This window comes from Dolichospermum sp. UHCC 0259, assembly GCF_009711935.1.
Classification (GTDB): Bacteria; Cyanobacteriota; Cyanobacteriia; order Cyanobacteriales; family Nostocaceae; genus Dolichospermum.
In genome coordinates, this window is sequence record NZ_VIKX01000187.1 from 1 (window position 1) to 15,173 (window position 15,173).

The following is a 15,173-nucleotide window of genomic DNA, read 5'->3' on the forward strand; positions in this document are numbered from 1 at the left end:
CCTACTTCTACCTACCCTATAAACTCTCGAAAGTGGGGGGAGAGTGAAAAACTACCGAGGTACGGTGAATTTAGAATTATTAGATCCTGAAGTTGGTGGGCGATTTTTTCGGTTATTTTCTCACCAACAGCAATTACCCCCAGTTGTGCCTTTATTACTATGGCGTAATTGCTATTATTTGGGTAGTCCGATTATCATTGAAGCAGATATAATTCAAAAATTGAGCGATCGCACTTTTACAGATATTAAAATTCTCTCTATTACTGAAAAAAGCTATAGTGGCTGGTTTCATATTCAAAATCTTGATCTTAATAAAATCAGTGGCGACTCGTTAATCAATCCCCTTACCAACGAACTGGAATCAGAAAATATTGCGGAACTCACAGAACTCTATCTTTCTAAAGCCTCGGATCAAATTCAACGGGTAAAAACTCTCTTTAGTGCAGCTTTACGTAATCGTGCCAGTGATATCCATTTAGAACCAATGCCAGAGGGTTTAAGAGTTCGTTACCGCATAGATGGTGTCCTCCGGCACATTACCACATTCCCGCTAGAAATTAGTCGTCGAGTAGTAGTTGCTACTAAAGTTATGTCCGATTTAGACATTGGTGAAAGCCGTCGTCCTCAAGATGGACGCATCGGACAGAAATATGCGTTGGGAGAATCATCAGACGTAGGCTTAGATATGCGGGTTAGCACCCTCCCCTGTGTCGGTGGTGAAAAGGTGGTAATTCGCTTGCTTCCCCAGCGAAATCCCTTTACAAATATCGGCGGACTTGGCTTTTCTGATTCGGCATTGGAGATATATAAAAGATGGTTAAGTCAACCCCAAGGGATGATTATTCTCACAGGTCCCACAGGTTCAGGTAAAACCAGTACGTTGTATACTAGCTTGCAATTAGTAGCCAAAGAATCAGTAAATGTAGTGACAGTAGAAGATCCGGTAGAATATGTGTTGTCTGGTATTACCCAAACCCAGGTTAACGAAGCTGCGGGAATGACCTTTGCAGCAGGTTTGAGGGCGATTCTCAGGCAAGATCCAGATGTGATCATGGTGGGAGAAATTCGAGACAATGAAACGGCAGAAACCGCTGTCAGAGCGGCTTTAACTGGACATTTGGTATTTACCACTTTGCACACCAATGATGCTGTTGGTACGATTCCTCGCTTAAAAGATGTTGGTCCAGATCCGGGTTTAATTAGTGATGCTCTTTTAGGAATTGTTGCCCAACGTTTGGTACGTCGAGTTTGTCCCCACTGTGCTGAACCTTATACACCGACGAATGAGGAGTTACGAAAATTAGGATTAAAACCTACGCCGGAAAATACTCAACATTGGCTAAAAGGTAAAGGTTGTATTAAATGTTTTCATTCTGGTTATTTAGGAAGAGAAGCAATTATTGAATTATTGGATGTTGATGATCAGGTGCGAGAATTGATTTATCAAGGAACAATGACGGAACTCAATCGCTATTTAAAAACGATTGATTTTACTTCTTTTAGTACGGCTGCTGCGGAAAAAGTGACTACGGGAATAACAACTATAGATGAGGTTTTTAGAGTATTACCTCATAGTGCTTTATATCATTAATATTCAGATCCCCGACTTCTTGAAGAAGTCGGGGATCTATGTGATTTCTATTTTTGGAATATTGCTAATTCGGTTTTTGGGTCGAAAAAATGCAGTTTCTCAGGAGTTAAAGATAGCCAAAGTTGCTCACCTATAGTTATGAATCTATCAGGAGGAACTCGAACTTGTAAAGTTTGTCCGTCTGGATTTTGTAAGTCAGGATCAGCGATTTTGACAGATAAAAAAGTGTCATTTCCTAAGTTTTCTACTAAATCTACTTTGACTGGTAAATTTTTAGTAGCAGGTACACCTAAAATTAGATGTTCTGGACGAATACCTAACATTAAAGTTTGTCCGTCATATTTTTGTAACGCATTTCCCCACACATCTGGAAGAGTGAAACGGAAATTGGCATGGGTAATTAATAAAGGTGCGTGAAACTCTACGGGGATAAAATTCATGGGTGGAGAACCGATGAATTCAGCCACAAAACGATTCGCAGGACGGTTATATAGTTCTAATGGGGCGGCAACTTGCTGGATTTTACCTTCTAACATAATCGCAATGCGATCGCCCATAGTCATAGCTTCAGTTTGATCATGGGTAACATAAATCGTCGTTGTTCCCAATTGACGTTGCAATTTCACAATTTGGGCGCGGGTTTCTGCCCGTAATTTAGCGTCCAAATTAGACAAAGGTTCATCCATGAGGAATACTTGGGGATTGCGGGCGATCGCTCGTCCTAATGCTACCCGTTGTCTTTGTCCCCCGGAAAGTTCTTTGGGTAAACGATTTAACAAAGTTTCAATTTGTAACAAACCCGCAACTTTTTGGACTCGTTCATCAACAATTCTTTCCTTAGCAGAAATATATCGCCACACTCTAGGTAGCTTTTTTGTCACTCCTACCAGTATATTTTCGCCCCATTGAGCAAATCTTTTTTTGCCAAATTCCGCCTCTGGAAACTGACGACGCAAGCCAAAAGCGATGTTGTCATATACAGTCATGTGGGGGTAAAGTGCGTAACTTTGAAACACCATAGCGATGTCTCTGGCTTTAGGAGGTAAATCATTAATCAAGCTATCTCCTACGGAAATATTACCACCAGTCATCACCTCCAAGCCAGCAATTAACCTCAGCAGCGTACTTTTACCGCAGCCAGAAGGTCCCACCAGAACCATAAACTCACCATCAGCAATGGTTAAATTAATCCGTCGCAAGACACTTACACCTTCTGTACCGTCTTGTTGCGCTTTTGCCCCTTCCCCACCGCGACTGGGAAAACTTTTATAAACGTTTTCTAATACAACTTGTGCCACAAGAATTCACTTTAAAATTTATTAATTTGTAGAGGCAGAATTTTTCCACCCATACATTACATATTATACATTGTTTCCTAAGACCCAAATCCCCGACTTCTTCAAGAAGTTGGGGATCTGATTGATTGTAACAATTCTTGAATTTGCTGATTAATAATATTTACATCAAAACGTTCACTAGCACTAATTCTGGCATTATTGGCAATATTCGCAGTTTTTGCAGATTCTTGACGACAATTATGAATCACCTGTGCTAATTCTTGAGGTTCTCCAGGTGTGACTAAAAAACCATTAATCCCATCTTCCACTAATTCCACTGCACCACCAGCTTCAGCCGCAATCACAGGTTTACCACACAGCATAGCCTCAACAATAACCCTGCCAAAAGGTTCAGGTGCAGTAGAGGTATGGGTAACTAAATCACACATGGTCATTAATTGCGGAATATCTGCGCGAAAACCTAAAAACTTAACTTGATTTTCCAGTCCTAATGCAGTTACTTTTTGGTGTAAATCATGAACATATTCCTGTTCACCAAATAAAGCATCACCAACTAAAATTACAACCACATCTTGTGGACATTGGGAAAGAGCATCAATTAAAATATGCTGTCCCTTCCAAGGAGAAAGACGGCTAAAATGTCCAATTACAAACTTATCTTCTAACTTGAGATTTTCTCTTAAATTTCTAACTTCTAATTCATCAACTTCATAATTTTTTGCTGCAAAGCCATTATAAACAACCTGAACTAGATCCGATTTTCCTCCAGCCTCTAAAAATGCCATCTTACTAGCTTGAGAATTAGCAATTACCAAAGCAGCACAACGATTAATTAAATTAACAGCAACTCGCAAATTAGTTTTACTAAAATGTTCTAAAGAAAGAATATCATGTAAATGATAAACCAAAGGACGACGAGCCAAAAAACTAGCTATTGCCCCTACAACTAAAGCCTTTTGAGTATTAGCATAAATTAAATCATATTTCCTTGCCCGTTGCACAACCTGATTAATTAAAGGAATTATTTGCCCTAAGCTACCTAATGCTTGAAACAACCCACTTTGTTTACCGACTTTAATAGCTTGAGTTGTCAAAACCTCCACAGGAACTTGATTTTCTGTAAGTAACTTTCTAAAATCGCCATCTGCAAATAAACCAACCAAAGCATTTTTACCATAAGGTTTAGCAATATCAACTAAACACAACTCAGCCCCACCGGGTTTACCACTTTGGTCTAAAAATAGGATTTTCATAAAACTTATATAACGACAAAATTATCTGCGTTCATCTGTGTCCATCCTCTTCCATCTGCGGTTAAATCTTGCTATATCATCAATTTAAGCTAAAATAACTTGCCGAACCTGTTGGGCAATATTCGTCCAATCATAATTTTTAATCGTGTAATCACGACATTCTTCCCTAGAAGGCAAAGGCAGTTTTTCTAACAAAACTTGTGCTAATTTATCAGCAATACTTTCCACAGTAATTGCCTCAGTAATTAAATCTGGCGAAAATTTCTCTAAGATTTCTGGCATTCCCCCCACAGGAGTACATAAAACCGGAGTACCACAGGCTAAAGACTCCACAATAGCTAATCCAAACCCTTCAAAAGATTGACTTGGCATTACAGTTAAATCCGCCGCTTGATAAGCTACAGGTAAATCATTCTCTGGCAAAAAACCTAAAAATTGGACATTATTTTCTAAACCCAATTCTCTAGCTTGTTGTTGAAGTAAAGCTTGAATATGTCCCCGACCGGCTATAGCTAACCAAATATCAGGAATACCAGATTTAATCATAGCTACAGCTTGTAATAACTTATCAATTCCCATGCGATGAACTAAGCGACGGGAAGTAAATAATATTGGCCGATTAGTTGGCCACCCTAGTTTGATTCTTGCCTCTTGACGCGAGAGATTATTCTGAAAATGACTAATATCAACTCCACCAGGAATGATATTTATTTTATCCCAAGGAATTTGGTATTTTTGATGTAAAATCTGACCAAAAGCTTTACTAAGAACAATAAAGCGATCGCACCGATTATAAGTGCTTTGTTCTATTATTTGTTCCTTTAACCAAACACTAAATTTCTGATTAACTACTTCCTCCTGACTTTCCGAAGCCCAAGGTCCATGAAAATTAAAAGTAACCGGTACTCCCTTCGGTAAAATATCTAAAATTGGAAAACTATATAATGCAAAATGGAGATTAATTGCATCAGGTTTACCTAATCTTGTTTTCTTAAAATTATTACGAATTGACCATAACCGAGAACTAATTTTACTATCTGGATCAGCCAAATTAGTCAACTTAATCTGTGTATTTTTAGCATCTACAGGTAAACCCACTCCACATAATTCTACTTGGTCTTGAGATGCTGCTAATTGATGAGTTAGTTCATAAATATACCTTTCCAACCCTCCAGGATTGCTAGGAAACCAACCCGTACCTAAAGTTAAAATAGATGCCGATGCTGAACTTAATTGTATATCTTTACCCTTCACGTAATTATCTCCCCTTTGATAGATAAACTGAAATTAGTGCTTTTGATTTATGCTTTTATTTATGTTGCCAATGCCAAAATAATTTATTTTCAGCATGATCTTTTAATACGACGCTGAGAATCAAAACCAGTTTAAATATAAAAAATATTTAATTTCCATAAATAAAATACATCAAAAAAATATATTTACATAACAAATTATAGATATGTATAGCAGTATCAATTCAGTGAGATATATTCAGCAAATTATAAAACCCGTAGGGGCGGGGTCTCCCCGCCCAGTGTTTCCCCGCCCTCAATTGTATTACTAGATAAACGTTTTTCGTGAACTCAGAAATATTACTATCATTAATTCATAAAAAAGTTATATTTTATCTAAAAATTAGCAATCTTAGCAGCATTGAGTATAATTCTTTTATTTTAAAAGTATATGTTATTAATAAAGTTTTGATGAAATTAAATGCAAGACAAAATTTCTTTGTTAATTTATGAGTAAGAATTTAAAAGCCTATCCCACAGGGATAAATTAGAAATTCAAAAAGCATATTACAGCCAACAAATTATTTATGCAGATTAGTAAAACTTGCTACAAACTTTATCAATATCTTCATAACTTATTTTCGAGGAGATATTGGCGAAAAAAAATAACCTTCAATATTTTATTGGGTTTAACCTGTGGACTACTCGTAACATTTGCTGGCATGACAATGGATTTAGCCACAACTAAAAAATCCAAAGCAGTCAGAACTTCTGAAATTACATATATTACCTCTTGGTTAGGAAATACCATTGGTAATGGTAAATTGCGAGTGCAAAATAATATAGAAGCAATGTATGTCAAAAATGATGGAACAATTTATACAAATAGTGTTTGGGATGAAGCTGGTAGCGAAGCAGGAGTATATAAAGATGGTAAACCAATTTTTATCCTCGAAGATACACATGGTTGGAATCGTTTAGGTGGTAAAGCAATAACAGTAAATAGCAAATATATTTATATTGCTATGACTCAAGGTGGAACAGATCAAACAAAAGAAGATTATCCTCCTCAAGGACAAAATTGGTACTGCGTCAGACGTTATGACTTAACAGGAAAACCTGTACCTTTTGAAAAAGGAAATGGCTGGGATAAAAGTATGTTAATTACCAGCAAAAGTCATGAAGTCACAGGAATAGCAACAATAAATAATCAACTATTTGTTAGCAATGCTGGGGAGAATATTGTTCGGGTTTATAATACCGAAACAATGGCACAAATAAATAAGTTTACTGTTAATAATCCAGGTCAAATTACCATTGACAAAAAAGGTAGTTTATGGATTATTCAAAATAAAAAAGGTGCTAAATTTGGAAAAATTGTCAATTATTCTCAAGCTGGAAAGAAATTACCCAAAGAAATTACAGATGTTGATAACCCATCAGCATTAGCCATTGATAATCTTGGTAGACTGGTAGTAGCAGAAAATGGGATTAATCAACAATTGGTAATTTACAACATTAATAATCAGCCGGTTCGCGTAGATACTTTTGGGGATAAAAAAGGTATTTATGGTGGTGTACCTGGAGAAGTAAAAACATCCAAACTCTACGGTATTACTGGAGTTGGGACAGATGCCAAAGGTAATATTTATGTAAATAGTAATGGCTTCAATACATCGGGAACAGATTTAAGAAAATTTTCGCCATCAGGAAAAATGGTATGGCAATTACTAGGATTAATATTTGTAGATAATGCAGATACAGATCCAAAAACAGATGGTGTAAATATATTCACCAAACAAGAACAATATGTCATGGATTATAGCAAACCTGCTGGCAAACAGTGGACTTATAAAGCCTATACAGTTAATCCCTTTAAATACCCTCAAGATCCACGTCTACATACATCACCAGATGGAACTTTTGTGCGGCGTATTCAAGGAAAACCTTTTGTATTCCTAACAGATATGTACAATAGCTTTTTGCAAATTTATCGTTTTCAACCAAATACAGATGGTAAAATTGCAATTCCTGCTGGGATGTTTGTTGGTACTAATGATCAAAATAAACAATCTATTAATGGCAATTGGCCACCCTATCAACCTGCAAATGGAGAATGGATTTGGCGCGATAGCAATGGCAATGGTGCATTTGAAAAAAATGAATATGATAGCAGTAAAGACTATCCCTATATCGGAGGTTGGTGGGTAGATAGCAAAGGAGATGTTTGGAAAACTTTGCGAACTGAAGATGGTATTCGTCATTATCCTTTACAGGGATTAGATAGTAAAGGAAATCCCATTTACACCTATGGTTCGATGAAAAAACTCAAAACTCCTAGCACTTTCAAAGACTTGCGACGAATTGAGTATTTTCCTGAAACAGATACTATGTATTTATCAGGTTTTACGATTGAACATCCGGCATTTGCTGATGACGCCAAAGTCATAGGATCAGAAATTGCTCGCTTCGATAATTGGAGTAAAGGAAATCGCACTCCCAAATGGCGCACTGTCGTTCCCTATGACACTACAGGCAAAGGAGAAATTGCCACCGCAGCTATGAGTGTAGCAGGTGATTATGTGTTTGCAGTGGGTGTAAAAACCGCCGAGGTATATGTTTACAAAACTGCTACGGGAGAACTCGTAAAAAAGATGACTCCAGGTCCAGAAGTTGGTAAAGAAAGTGGTTGGGTTGATATTCCCTATGGTATCCGTGCTTTTCGCCGTGCTAATGATGAATATCTTGTATTTGTAGAGGAAAACTGGCAAGGTAAGGTGCTTATCTATCAGTTCCCTATTTGATACAGTAATTCTCGTTCTTATACAATACAATGGAGGGCGGGGAAACCCCGCCTATTGTGTATCAGTCATTGTTTTCGCTATTATTTTTTTTCATCGGGTTTTCCCTCAATAAGTTGTTCGTTATCTTCAATAATCACATTTTCAATATCCTCGACGGAAATTTCTAAATCTTCTAAGGCTTCTTTTATTTTCTCATAGTGAGTTGGTTCAAATAAGAATTTAACCAGTCTTTCTCTCGTTTTTTCGTCATTGCCGCTTACTTCAATTTGTTCCTCAACAAACTGATTAAGAAATTTGAAGGTTTTAATAATAATTTTTTTATCACCTTGTTCATAAATTTTGATGATATATTTATTTACATTGATCTTATCACCGAATTTTGCTTTTAAATACTTTGTAAAAGCTACTTTAAATAAAGCTAACAAATGATATAAATCAGCTTTGAAAGTATCCTCATATACAAGAGATATAGCATGACAAATTACGTCAAAAATATACACCCCACATAGCATATTTTCAAATGTTGTTTCATTATTAAAGATTTTTTCATAAAAACCATCTTTATGTTCTCTATGGGAAATAAAATTCAAGTCTTTACCAGTTTCTTGTCGTTGGTTGTCGTTTTTTAAAACACTAGAAGGATCTTGCAAATGATAAGCTAAATAGGTATTTGCAAAGATATAATTTGGAACTTCTGTTATATTTTCTGGAGTTTCTCTAAATTCATCACGTCGTTTTTCATACCAAATATTTGTTTGATAGGATGCGTTTTGTAGCATGATCTGTATATCGTCATTAGCACAAAAATCTCTATCATCTACAGGGTTTTGGGAATTAGTATATCGGGTAACATTCAAATCAAAGTCTTTTCCGCCTGATTCTAATAAGCGTAAAGTCACCAAAGATACATTATCCATCTGCTTACGCTTTGTTGGTGAGGCATCTTTGTAAGCTCGGTAAATGGCATAAACAGTTTGTGCGCCATTAATAATTTGCAATCCCGTTAATTCTATTTGTTCAGCTTTTCCGCCAATAGGAGGTAAAAAATAAGTAATTGCTGTAATACCATTATTGTAGTACCAAAAATAGGCAGGATTGTCCACCGCAGTTCTTTCTATATCTTCATTAAATTGTGATTGCAGTAGAGGATTTCTGACGTTTTTATAAAAAAGAGCAAATCCATATTTCTCAAATAAATTATAAATACTTTTAGGGCGAAGTAAAAACATATATGCCTTAAAGGGAGTCTGTATTCTAACAACTCCATTTGTTTGAACTATTTCCAGAGTAACAGGATTTTCTTCTGGATTATGGTAACTTTCTAGAGGATTTAAAGGTTCTATTTTTTTATATGTTCTGTCAATATAATCTACTTTTATGCGGTTTATATCAATTACTTCAAATTTAGTTTTTTCGTCAGATTTTATAAAAGCACGAATATTTTCATCTGCACCTCCTTTATATTGAGAAAGTGTCAAAAATATAAATTTAACTTCTCCATTAGCTTTGAGGTGATTATCCAAATCTTCTAATTTTGCTTTGATTTTTTCATTAACATTTTGTTTTTCTCCTCGCAGAATGGTGTCAAAATCGTTAAGTGCTTTTAGTATTTCATCTTTATCAGTTTCTTTTTCTGAGTTATCAGCATTGTTCCATTTTGACTGAACGACATAAAAAATTTTATCTCCTGGATTGTTTGTATTATCAAAAACAATGTCGCAAGAACTATCTTTGTCACCATCAGTAATAAAATCTTTATAGTTAGATTTTCTACCGTAAAATTCGAGAAACCAAATTAAGAGGGCATAAGATTTTCGATTGTTTATAGCATTTGTACTTTTATGTTTTTTGATGAATTCATCATCTTTGTATTTTTCTAAAAGTGCATTGAGGTTGCCATCAATTATGTTATAAAATTCTTTTGTCAGCATATAAAACCCAATAAAGACAAATTCAAATTATTCTTGAGTATTCAATTATAGGCTATTAAATTGACAAGCTTAACTATTAATTCTACCCAGGGCTGTTTCATTCTAAAATCTGACATTTTATGTATTTACGAGAATGCGTCATTTTAGGCTTCAGGGCTTCTATCTCACGACGGCTGAAAACACATAAATTCGTTGCTTAAATCTAGAATGAAATAACCCTGTAATTCTACCCTAATTGTTTGTATATTCAAGCCCTATGGAACAAAAAGCTGAAAGTTCCTGTATATTTCCTTTGTAAAGAATAATATTCAGAAACTTTCTAGCAGGACTTACTCAACTGGCACATTAGTAGGGTGCGTCAGATATCAACAATCTGTTTATTGGCAGGATTTATGCAGTCTGACGCACCCTACAACAGATTTTGAGTGTGACACTTACGTAAGTCCTATCTAGTACAACACGGCGAAAATTAAGCAATTTTTCCCGTCAAATTATCAAAAAATATTTATTTTTCCTTAAATGTCCACACACCTTCATCCCAATCAGCATCAGATGGGGGTGATTGTAGCCAGTGTTGACAACGACTCATGTACAACATTGAGGCTTTATCCTGGTTGTCAGCAGATAAGGCTCTTACAAACTCTGAGAGGGCTGAGGTAAATTGACGTTTTAAATAATGTTCACGCCCTTTGTGATAATGCTCAATTACTTCTAGTTTGGCACTATTAATAGTATCGTTACGTAAGCCGATTAATTCGTAAATGGCGACTGGTTCATTACGTCCTTTAACGCGGATGTAATCTAGTTGTCTGGCCCAAATATTATCTTGGCAAATTTTAAATGTATTATCGCTGATAATAATATCGCAACCATATTGTTTGCTGACGCTTTCTAATCGAGAACCGAGATTGACACCATCACCAATAGCGGTAAATTCCATGCGTTTACTAGAGCCGATATTACCACTAATTACGGTATCAGAATTAATGCCAATGCCGATTTTGATGGCACATTCATTAGTTGTTTTGCGAAGTTCATTTAATTCTTGCAAACGACCACGCATTTCTAAAGATGTTTGCACTGCCATAATAGCGTGTTCTGCTAAAGGTAAGGGAGAACCAAACACAGCCATGATGGCATCACCGATATATTTATCAAGAGTGCCTTTATGTTTAAATACTGCTTCTACCATTGATTCAAAGTATTCATTTAGCATTCTCACCACTTCTTCAGCTTCCATGTTTTCTGTGAGGGTGGTGTAGCCACGAATATCTGAGAATAAGATGGTAACTTCTTTGCGATCGCCTCCCAATTTAGCATCATCTAATTTTAACAATTCTTCGGCTAATTCCTGGGTCATGTAACGGTACATTGTACTCTTTAGCCGCTTTTCATCACTAATATCTTCCATGACTACCAATGCGCCACAGACTTTATTTTCATCTAGGACATCGGAAATACTATTCAGTGATAAGTTAACACTGTGTTGTTCTGTTCCTGTGGTTAATAGGGTGCGATCAGGATAATATTGCTGGCTGTCTTTAGAATTATTGGAATGAAGCGTATTCTGAAACCACTTGCTAAAATCTCCCTCTTTAATGGCAACAATATCACTCACCATTTTGCCTTCTAAAGCTTCTTCTAAACCAAAGCCTAGTAATTCTTTAGCACTTTCATTGGCTGTAATAATTACGCCATTTTGATCTGTCGAAATCACACCATTGGAAAGACTTCGCAAAATATCCCGCTGCATTTTTTCTTGTTGTTTCACTTTGGCAAACAACTGAGCATTTTGCAAGGCTACCCCGGCTTGAATGTTGAATGCTTCCATAAATTCTTCATCGTTTTTATCAAAACTAGCTTGGAAGCAATCGGGAGCATTTGGCCAAGATTCTGGATTATAAGCGGGGAAATCTCCAACTTTCTTTTTATTTACTAATTGGGTGACACCAATCAATTCTTGATCGCTATTAAATATTGGCATACACAGCAAACTACAGGTGCGGTAGCCATTACTTTGATCCATTTTTTGAGCCGTTCCCGAATCAGAATGCTCATATAAGTCAAAGGGAATATTTAGTTTTTTGCCAGTTGCAGCGACAATACCGACAAAACCTTGTCCCATCGGTACACGCAATTCTTTAGCAATACCATTATCTTGATAAATTTTTGTCCACAAATCATGGCGATCGCGGTCTATTAACCACAGTGTACTGCGGTCGGCGTTCATTAACTCTTTCGCTTCATTCATCACCCGTTTTAGGGTTTCTTCTAAATCCAGTCCACTTTGACTCAAGGATTTAATTGCCTTCATTAATGCCGCTGCGGCTCTTTGTTTTTGTGTGGCAAGATAGAAGGATCGAGATGATTCTAAAATCAGGCGAATTGAAGGAGCAAATTCTAGAAATACATTTTCATCAACTTCGGTAAAACCCTTGGTATCAATGCGTTCATTGAGGGGATCATCAATATCATGAATAGGTTTTAATTTATTTAATAATTGTACGACTGCCACTAATTTATCTTCTGTATTTAACAGTGGCAATGCCAACATTGTATAGGTACGATAGCCATTTTTTTTATCTTGTTCTTGAGCAACTGTTGACCGGGGATCATCATAAAAATCAAAGGGAATATTCACCACCCGTTTAAAACTAGCAACTTCACCGGCAATACCTTTATTGGCGGGAATGCGAATTTCTAACGGGCGTTTATTTTTTCCTTCTGCTAAAATTGACCAAAGTTCTTGTTGTTCTTCATCTAATAAAAAGATCGTTGTCCTATCTGCTCCCAATAATTCCCCAGTTTTGTGAGTAATTGAATGGAGCATTTCCTGAAGGATTGTTTCAAAACCTTGATAATCCAACATGGATAAGGTTTGGTTAACAACCTGTAATTTCTGCTCAACTTCTTGCACTACTTGTTTAAAAGTGTCCTTCGTCAAGGGGGCGAGAAATTGGGAAATAGTTCCTTTTTGTGTAGTTAAAGAAACTACATTACTAGAACTTTTTTGTCCTCGATTATTTCCTTGGGGACTAACATCAATAATCACATCTGTGTTTACTTCAGCGTTTGATTCATGCACTGACATAACTATCGTCCAATATGGTATAGTTTAGAACTGAGAAATGGTCAATGATAATATTTAAGATTTATATGAAATATGAATCCTTTTACTTTACAATACACTAACTTGTCCATTATTGCGAATATAAAGAGAGCGATTGCCTGGATAATCTCGACTATTAGGACGAATTTCCAAAACCAATGTCCCAAAATTCGGTTTAGACACCACACCTTTTACATATCTTCCCCCATCATCCCAAAACATCAGAGAAAACTCGGTGAGTTTGTCCCCTCGCAGGTCAAATTGTAATTTTTGTCCTGGTTTTAAAGTTGTTTGTCTTAGTTCTGGTAACTGTTCCAATTTCACAGATCCATAACTGCGATTCACAACTTTTACCCGAATATATTGTCCTGGAGTAAAATGCAGGGGTGCAGGATCACAACGAGAAGCACAAGTTTGTGCTAATGTTAGCTTATAGTTAATTGGCATTAATAGCAAGGCCATTGTCAATAATGTAGTATAAATTGCCAATCTCATTTTCATATTTTTACTCCTTTGTTGATTATTTAAATATGCTGTAAAAATTCAATTTCAGGTAATAAGGGATCGTTGACAATTCCCACACCTGCAAAACCCCAACGTTTGAGCAAACTACCTATTTGTGTACTAGCCAGAGATTCGACTGTCAAGCGGTTTGCTAAATCAGCAGCATGAGCATTTAGATAACTCATGGCATCGAAATCTTCTTTAAACAATAATAAATATCCTGATGTATCATCATCAACGCGGGCTGTGAGATATTTACCATCACTTCTAGAACGAATAATATAATAAATCATTGGTGATTGGTAATGGGTAATGGGTAATTGACAACTGACTAATTCAAATCTTCTAATTTAATTCTCGGATCTGCTGCTTTTAAAATTAAATCGGCGATTAAATTACCAACAATTAATAATACTGCACTCATTACTAAACTTGCCATGACTAAATATTGGTCTTTGGCTAAAACAGCTTGTAGAGTTAATTTCCCTAAACCTGGCCAGTTGAAGAAATTTTCTGTAATAAATGCACCACCTAACAAACCTGCTAATTCAAAACCCAATAAAGTAATTAATGGGTTAATAGCATTTCGCAAAGCATGAACATAAATAACTCGGTTTTCTGGAAGTCCTTTCGCGCGAGCAGTTTGAATATAATCTTGGCGTAAAACATCCAATAATTGACCACGCATAATCCGTTGTAAACCAGCAAAACTGGTAATACTTAAAGCAATTAATGGTAAAACTGAATGCCATGCGATATCGAGAATTTTACCTAACCATGTGAGGTCGGCATGATCAATACTGGTCATATTACCCACTGGAAAAAGTGGCGTAGTCAGTTGAGCAAAAAATAGCAAAAATAAGACAGTGATAAAACTGGGAATACCTTGACCAGCATAACTGACGATTTGTAAAATCTGGTCAGTGCGGCGATTTTGTTTCACTGCTGCGAGAATCCCTAGAGGAATAGCGATCGCCCATGTAATAATTAAAGAAGCGATCGCTAATAACAATGTTGCTGGAACTCGTTCCCATAACAGCGACGATACAGAACGTTGATAAACAAAACTTGTCCCAAAATCACCTTTAGTGACAATTTGCTGCAACCAAAATCCAAACTGTTCTGGCCAAGATTTATCTAAACCAAATTGTTGTCTAATTTCTTCAATTCGTTCTGGGGAAATTTTCGGATTTTGTCGCAGGGTATCTACATAATCCCCTGGAGAAAACTTCATAATAAAAAATGACAAAGCCGACGCTAAAAAAATTGTCAATAGCGCCTGTAAAAGCCGTTTTATCACATAAATAAAAGTTTCATTCGTAACTGACCTAATTAGCCAGTCTCGACTTGTCTCCAAGGAAATTTTTGTATTTGTCATTTATGATTGGTAATTGGTAATTGGTAATTAGATAATTTTCTTCTTCCTTCTTCTTCCTTCTTCTTCCTTCTTC

10 protein-coding genes and 1 pseudogene are annotated in these 15,173 nt (G+C 36.2%); 2 read left to right on the forward strand and 9 right to left on the reverse strand.

The genetic code is table 11. From position 1 onward, the window contains the following. The first annotated feature begins 43 nt into the window (after positions 1-43). Complete coding sequence (locus FJR05_RS14540; RefSeq protein ID WP_168644753.1) at positions 44-1,591, forward strand: GspE/PulE family protein; 1,548 nt, start codon at positions 44-46, stop codon at positions 1,589-1,591. Between the two features lie 47 nt (positions 1,592-1,638). On the opposite strand, the gene FJR05_RS27990 is transcribed toward FJR05_RS14540, so the two are convergent. From FJR05_RS27990 to FJR05_RS14555, 4 genes and pseudogenes are all read right to left on the reverse strand, one after another. Further along, the gene (locus FJR05_RS27990) at positions 1,639-2,277 is read right to left on the reverse strand and encodes an ABC transporter ATP-binding protein (protein ID WP_371416898.1); all 639 of its coding nucleotides are present in this window, start codon (positions 2,275-2,277) and stop codon (positions 1,639-1,641) included. Further along, positions 2,275-2,889, reverse strand: a pseudogene (locus tag FJR05_RS27995) (ABC transporter ATP-binding protein); the annotation flags it as partial. The pseudogene FJR05_RS27995 and the gene FJR05_RS27990, both read right to left, overlap by 3 nt. Positions 2,890-2,990: 101 nt before the next feature. Then, complete coding sequence (locus tag FJR05_RS14550) at positions 2,991-4,142, reverse strand: glycosyltransferase family 4 protein (protein ID WP_168644755.1); 1,152 nt, start codon at positions 4,140-4,142, stop codon at positions 2,991-2,993. A gap of 84 nt (positions 4,143-4,226) precedes the next feature. Beyond that, positions 4,227-5,396, reverse strand: a complete 1,170-nt coding sequence (locus FJR05_RS14555; RefSeq protein ID WP_168644756.1) for a glycosyltransferase family 4 protein — start codon at positions 5,394-5,396, stop codon at positions 4,227-4,229. Between the two features lie 565 nt (positions 5,397-5,961). Here FJR05_RS14555 and FJR05_RS14560 point away from each other — a divergent pair. After that, positions 5,962-8,178: a hypothetical protein gene (locus FJR05_RS14560; RefSeq protein ID WP_168644757.1), complete on the forward strand. Its 2,217-nt coding sequence runs from the start codon at positions 5,962-5,964 to the stop codon at positions 8,176-8,178. 80 nt (positions 8,179-8,258) lie between these two features. Here the strand turns inward: FJR05_RS14560 and FJR05_RS14565 are convergent, their stop codons facing one another. The 5 genes from FJR05_RS14565 to FJR05_RS14585 form a co-directional block, all read right to left on the reverse strand. After that, entirely contained in the window at positions 8,259-10,109 is a 1,851-nt protein-coding gene (locus tag FJR05_RS14565; RefSeq protein WP_168644758.1) for an AIPR family protein, read from the reverse strand. 505 nt (positions 10,110-10,614) lie between these two features. Then, on the reverse strand, positions 10,615-13,200 hold the full coding sequence (locus tag FJR05_RS14570) for a GAF domain-containing protein (RefSeq protein ID WP_168644759.1): 2,586 nt from the start codon (positions 13,198-13,200) through the stop codon (positions 10,615-10,617). An 87-nt stretch (positions 13,201-13,287) separates the two neighbouring features. Beyond that, positions 13,288-13,719 (reverse strand): hypothetical protein, encoded by a 432-nt coding sequence (locus FJR05_RS14575; protein WP_168644760.1) that lies wholly within the window; start codon positions 13,717-13,719, stop codon positions 13,288-13,290. A gap of 23 nt (positions 13,720-13,742) precedes the next feature. Next, positions 13,743-14,015: a hypothetical protein gene (locus tag FJR05_RS14580; RefSeq protein WP_168644761.1), complete on the reverse strand. Its 273-nt coding sequence runs from the start codon at positions 14,013-14,015 to the stop codon at positions 13,743-13,745. A gap of 38 nt (positions 14,016-14,053) precedes the next feature. After that, positions 14,054-15,100 carry an ABC transporter permease gene (locus FJR05_RS14585; RefSeq protein ID WP_168644762.1) on the reverse strand — a complete coding sequence of 349 codons (1,047 nt, stop codon included), beginning with the start codon at positions 15,098-15,100 and terminating at the stop codon, positions 14,054-14,056. Between the last annotated feature and the right edge of the window lie 73 nt (positions 15,101-15,173).

Coding starts and splice junctions, on each gene's coding strand:
- FJR05_RS27990 (WP_371416898.1), bottom strand. CDS start 2,277: ATGGATGAACCTTTGTCTAATTTGGACGCTAAATTACGGGCAGAAACC.
- FJR05_RS14550 (WP_168644755.1), bottom strand. CDS start 4,142: ATGAAAATCCTATTTTTAGACCAAAGTGGTAAACCCGGTGGGGCTGAG.
- FJR05_RS14560 (WP_168644757.1), top strand. CDS start 5,962: ATGCAGATTAGTAAAACTTGCTACAAACTTTATCAATATCTTCATAAC.
- FJR05_RS14565 (WP_168644758.1), bottom strand. CDS start 10,109: ATGCTGACAAAAGAATTTTATAACATAATTGATGGCAACCTCAATGCA.
- FJR05_RS14570 (WP_168644759.1), bottom strand. CDS start 13,200: ATGTCAGTGCATGAATCAAACGCTGAAGTAAACACAGATGTGATTATT.
- FJR05_RS14575 (WP_168644760.1), bottom strand. CDS start 13,719: ATGAAAATGAGATTGGCAATTTATACTACATTATTGACAATGGCCTTG.
- FJR05_RS14580 (WP_168644761.1), bottom strand. CDS start 14,015: ATGATTTATTATATTATTCGTTCTAGAAGTGATGGTAAATATCTCACA.
- FJR05_RS14585 (WP_168644762.1), bottom strand. CDS start 15,100: ATGACAAATACAAAAATTTCCTTGGAGACAAGTCGAGACTGGCTAATT.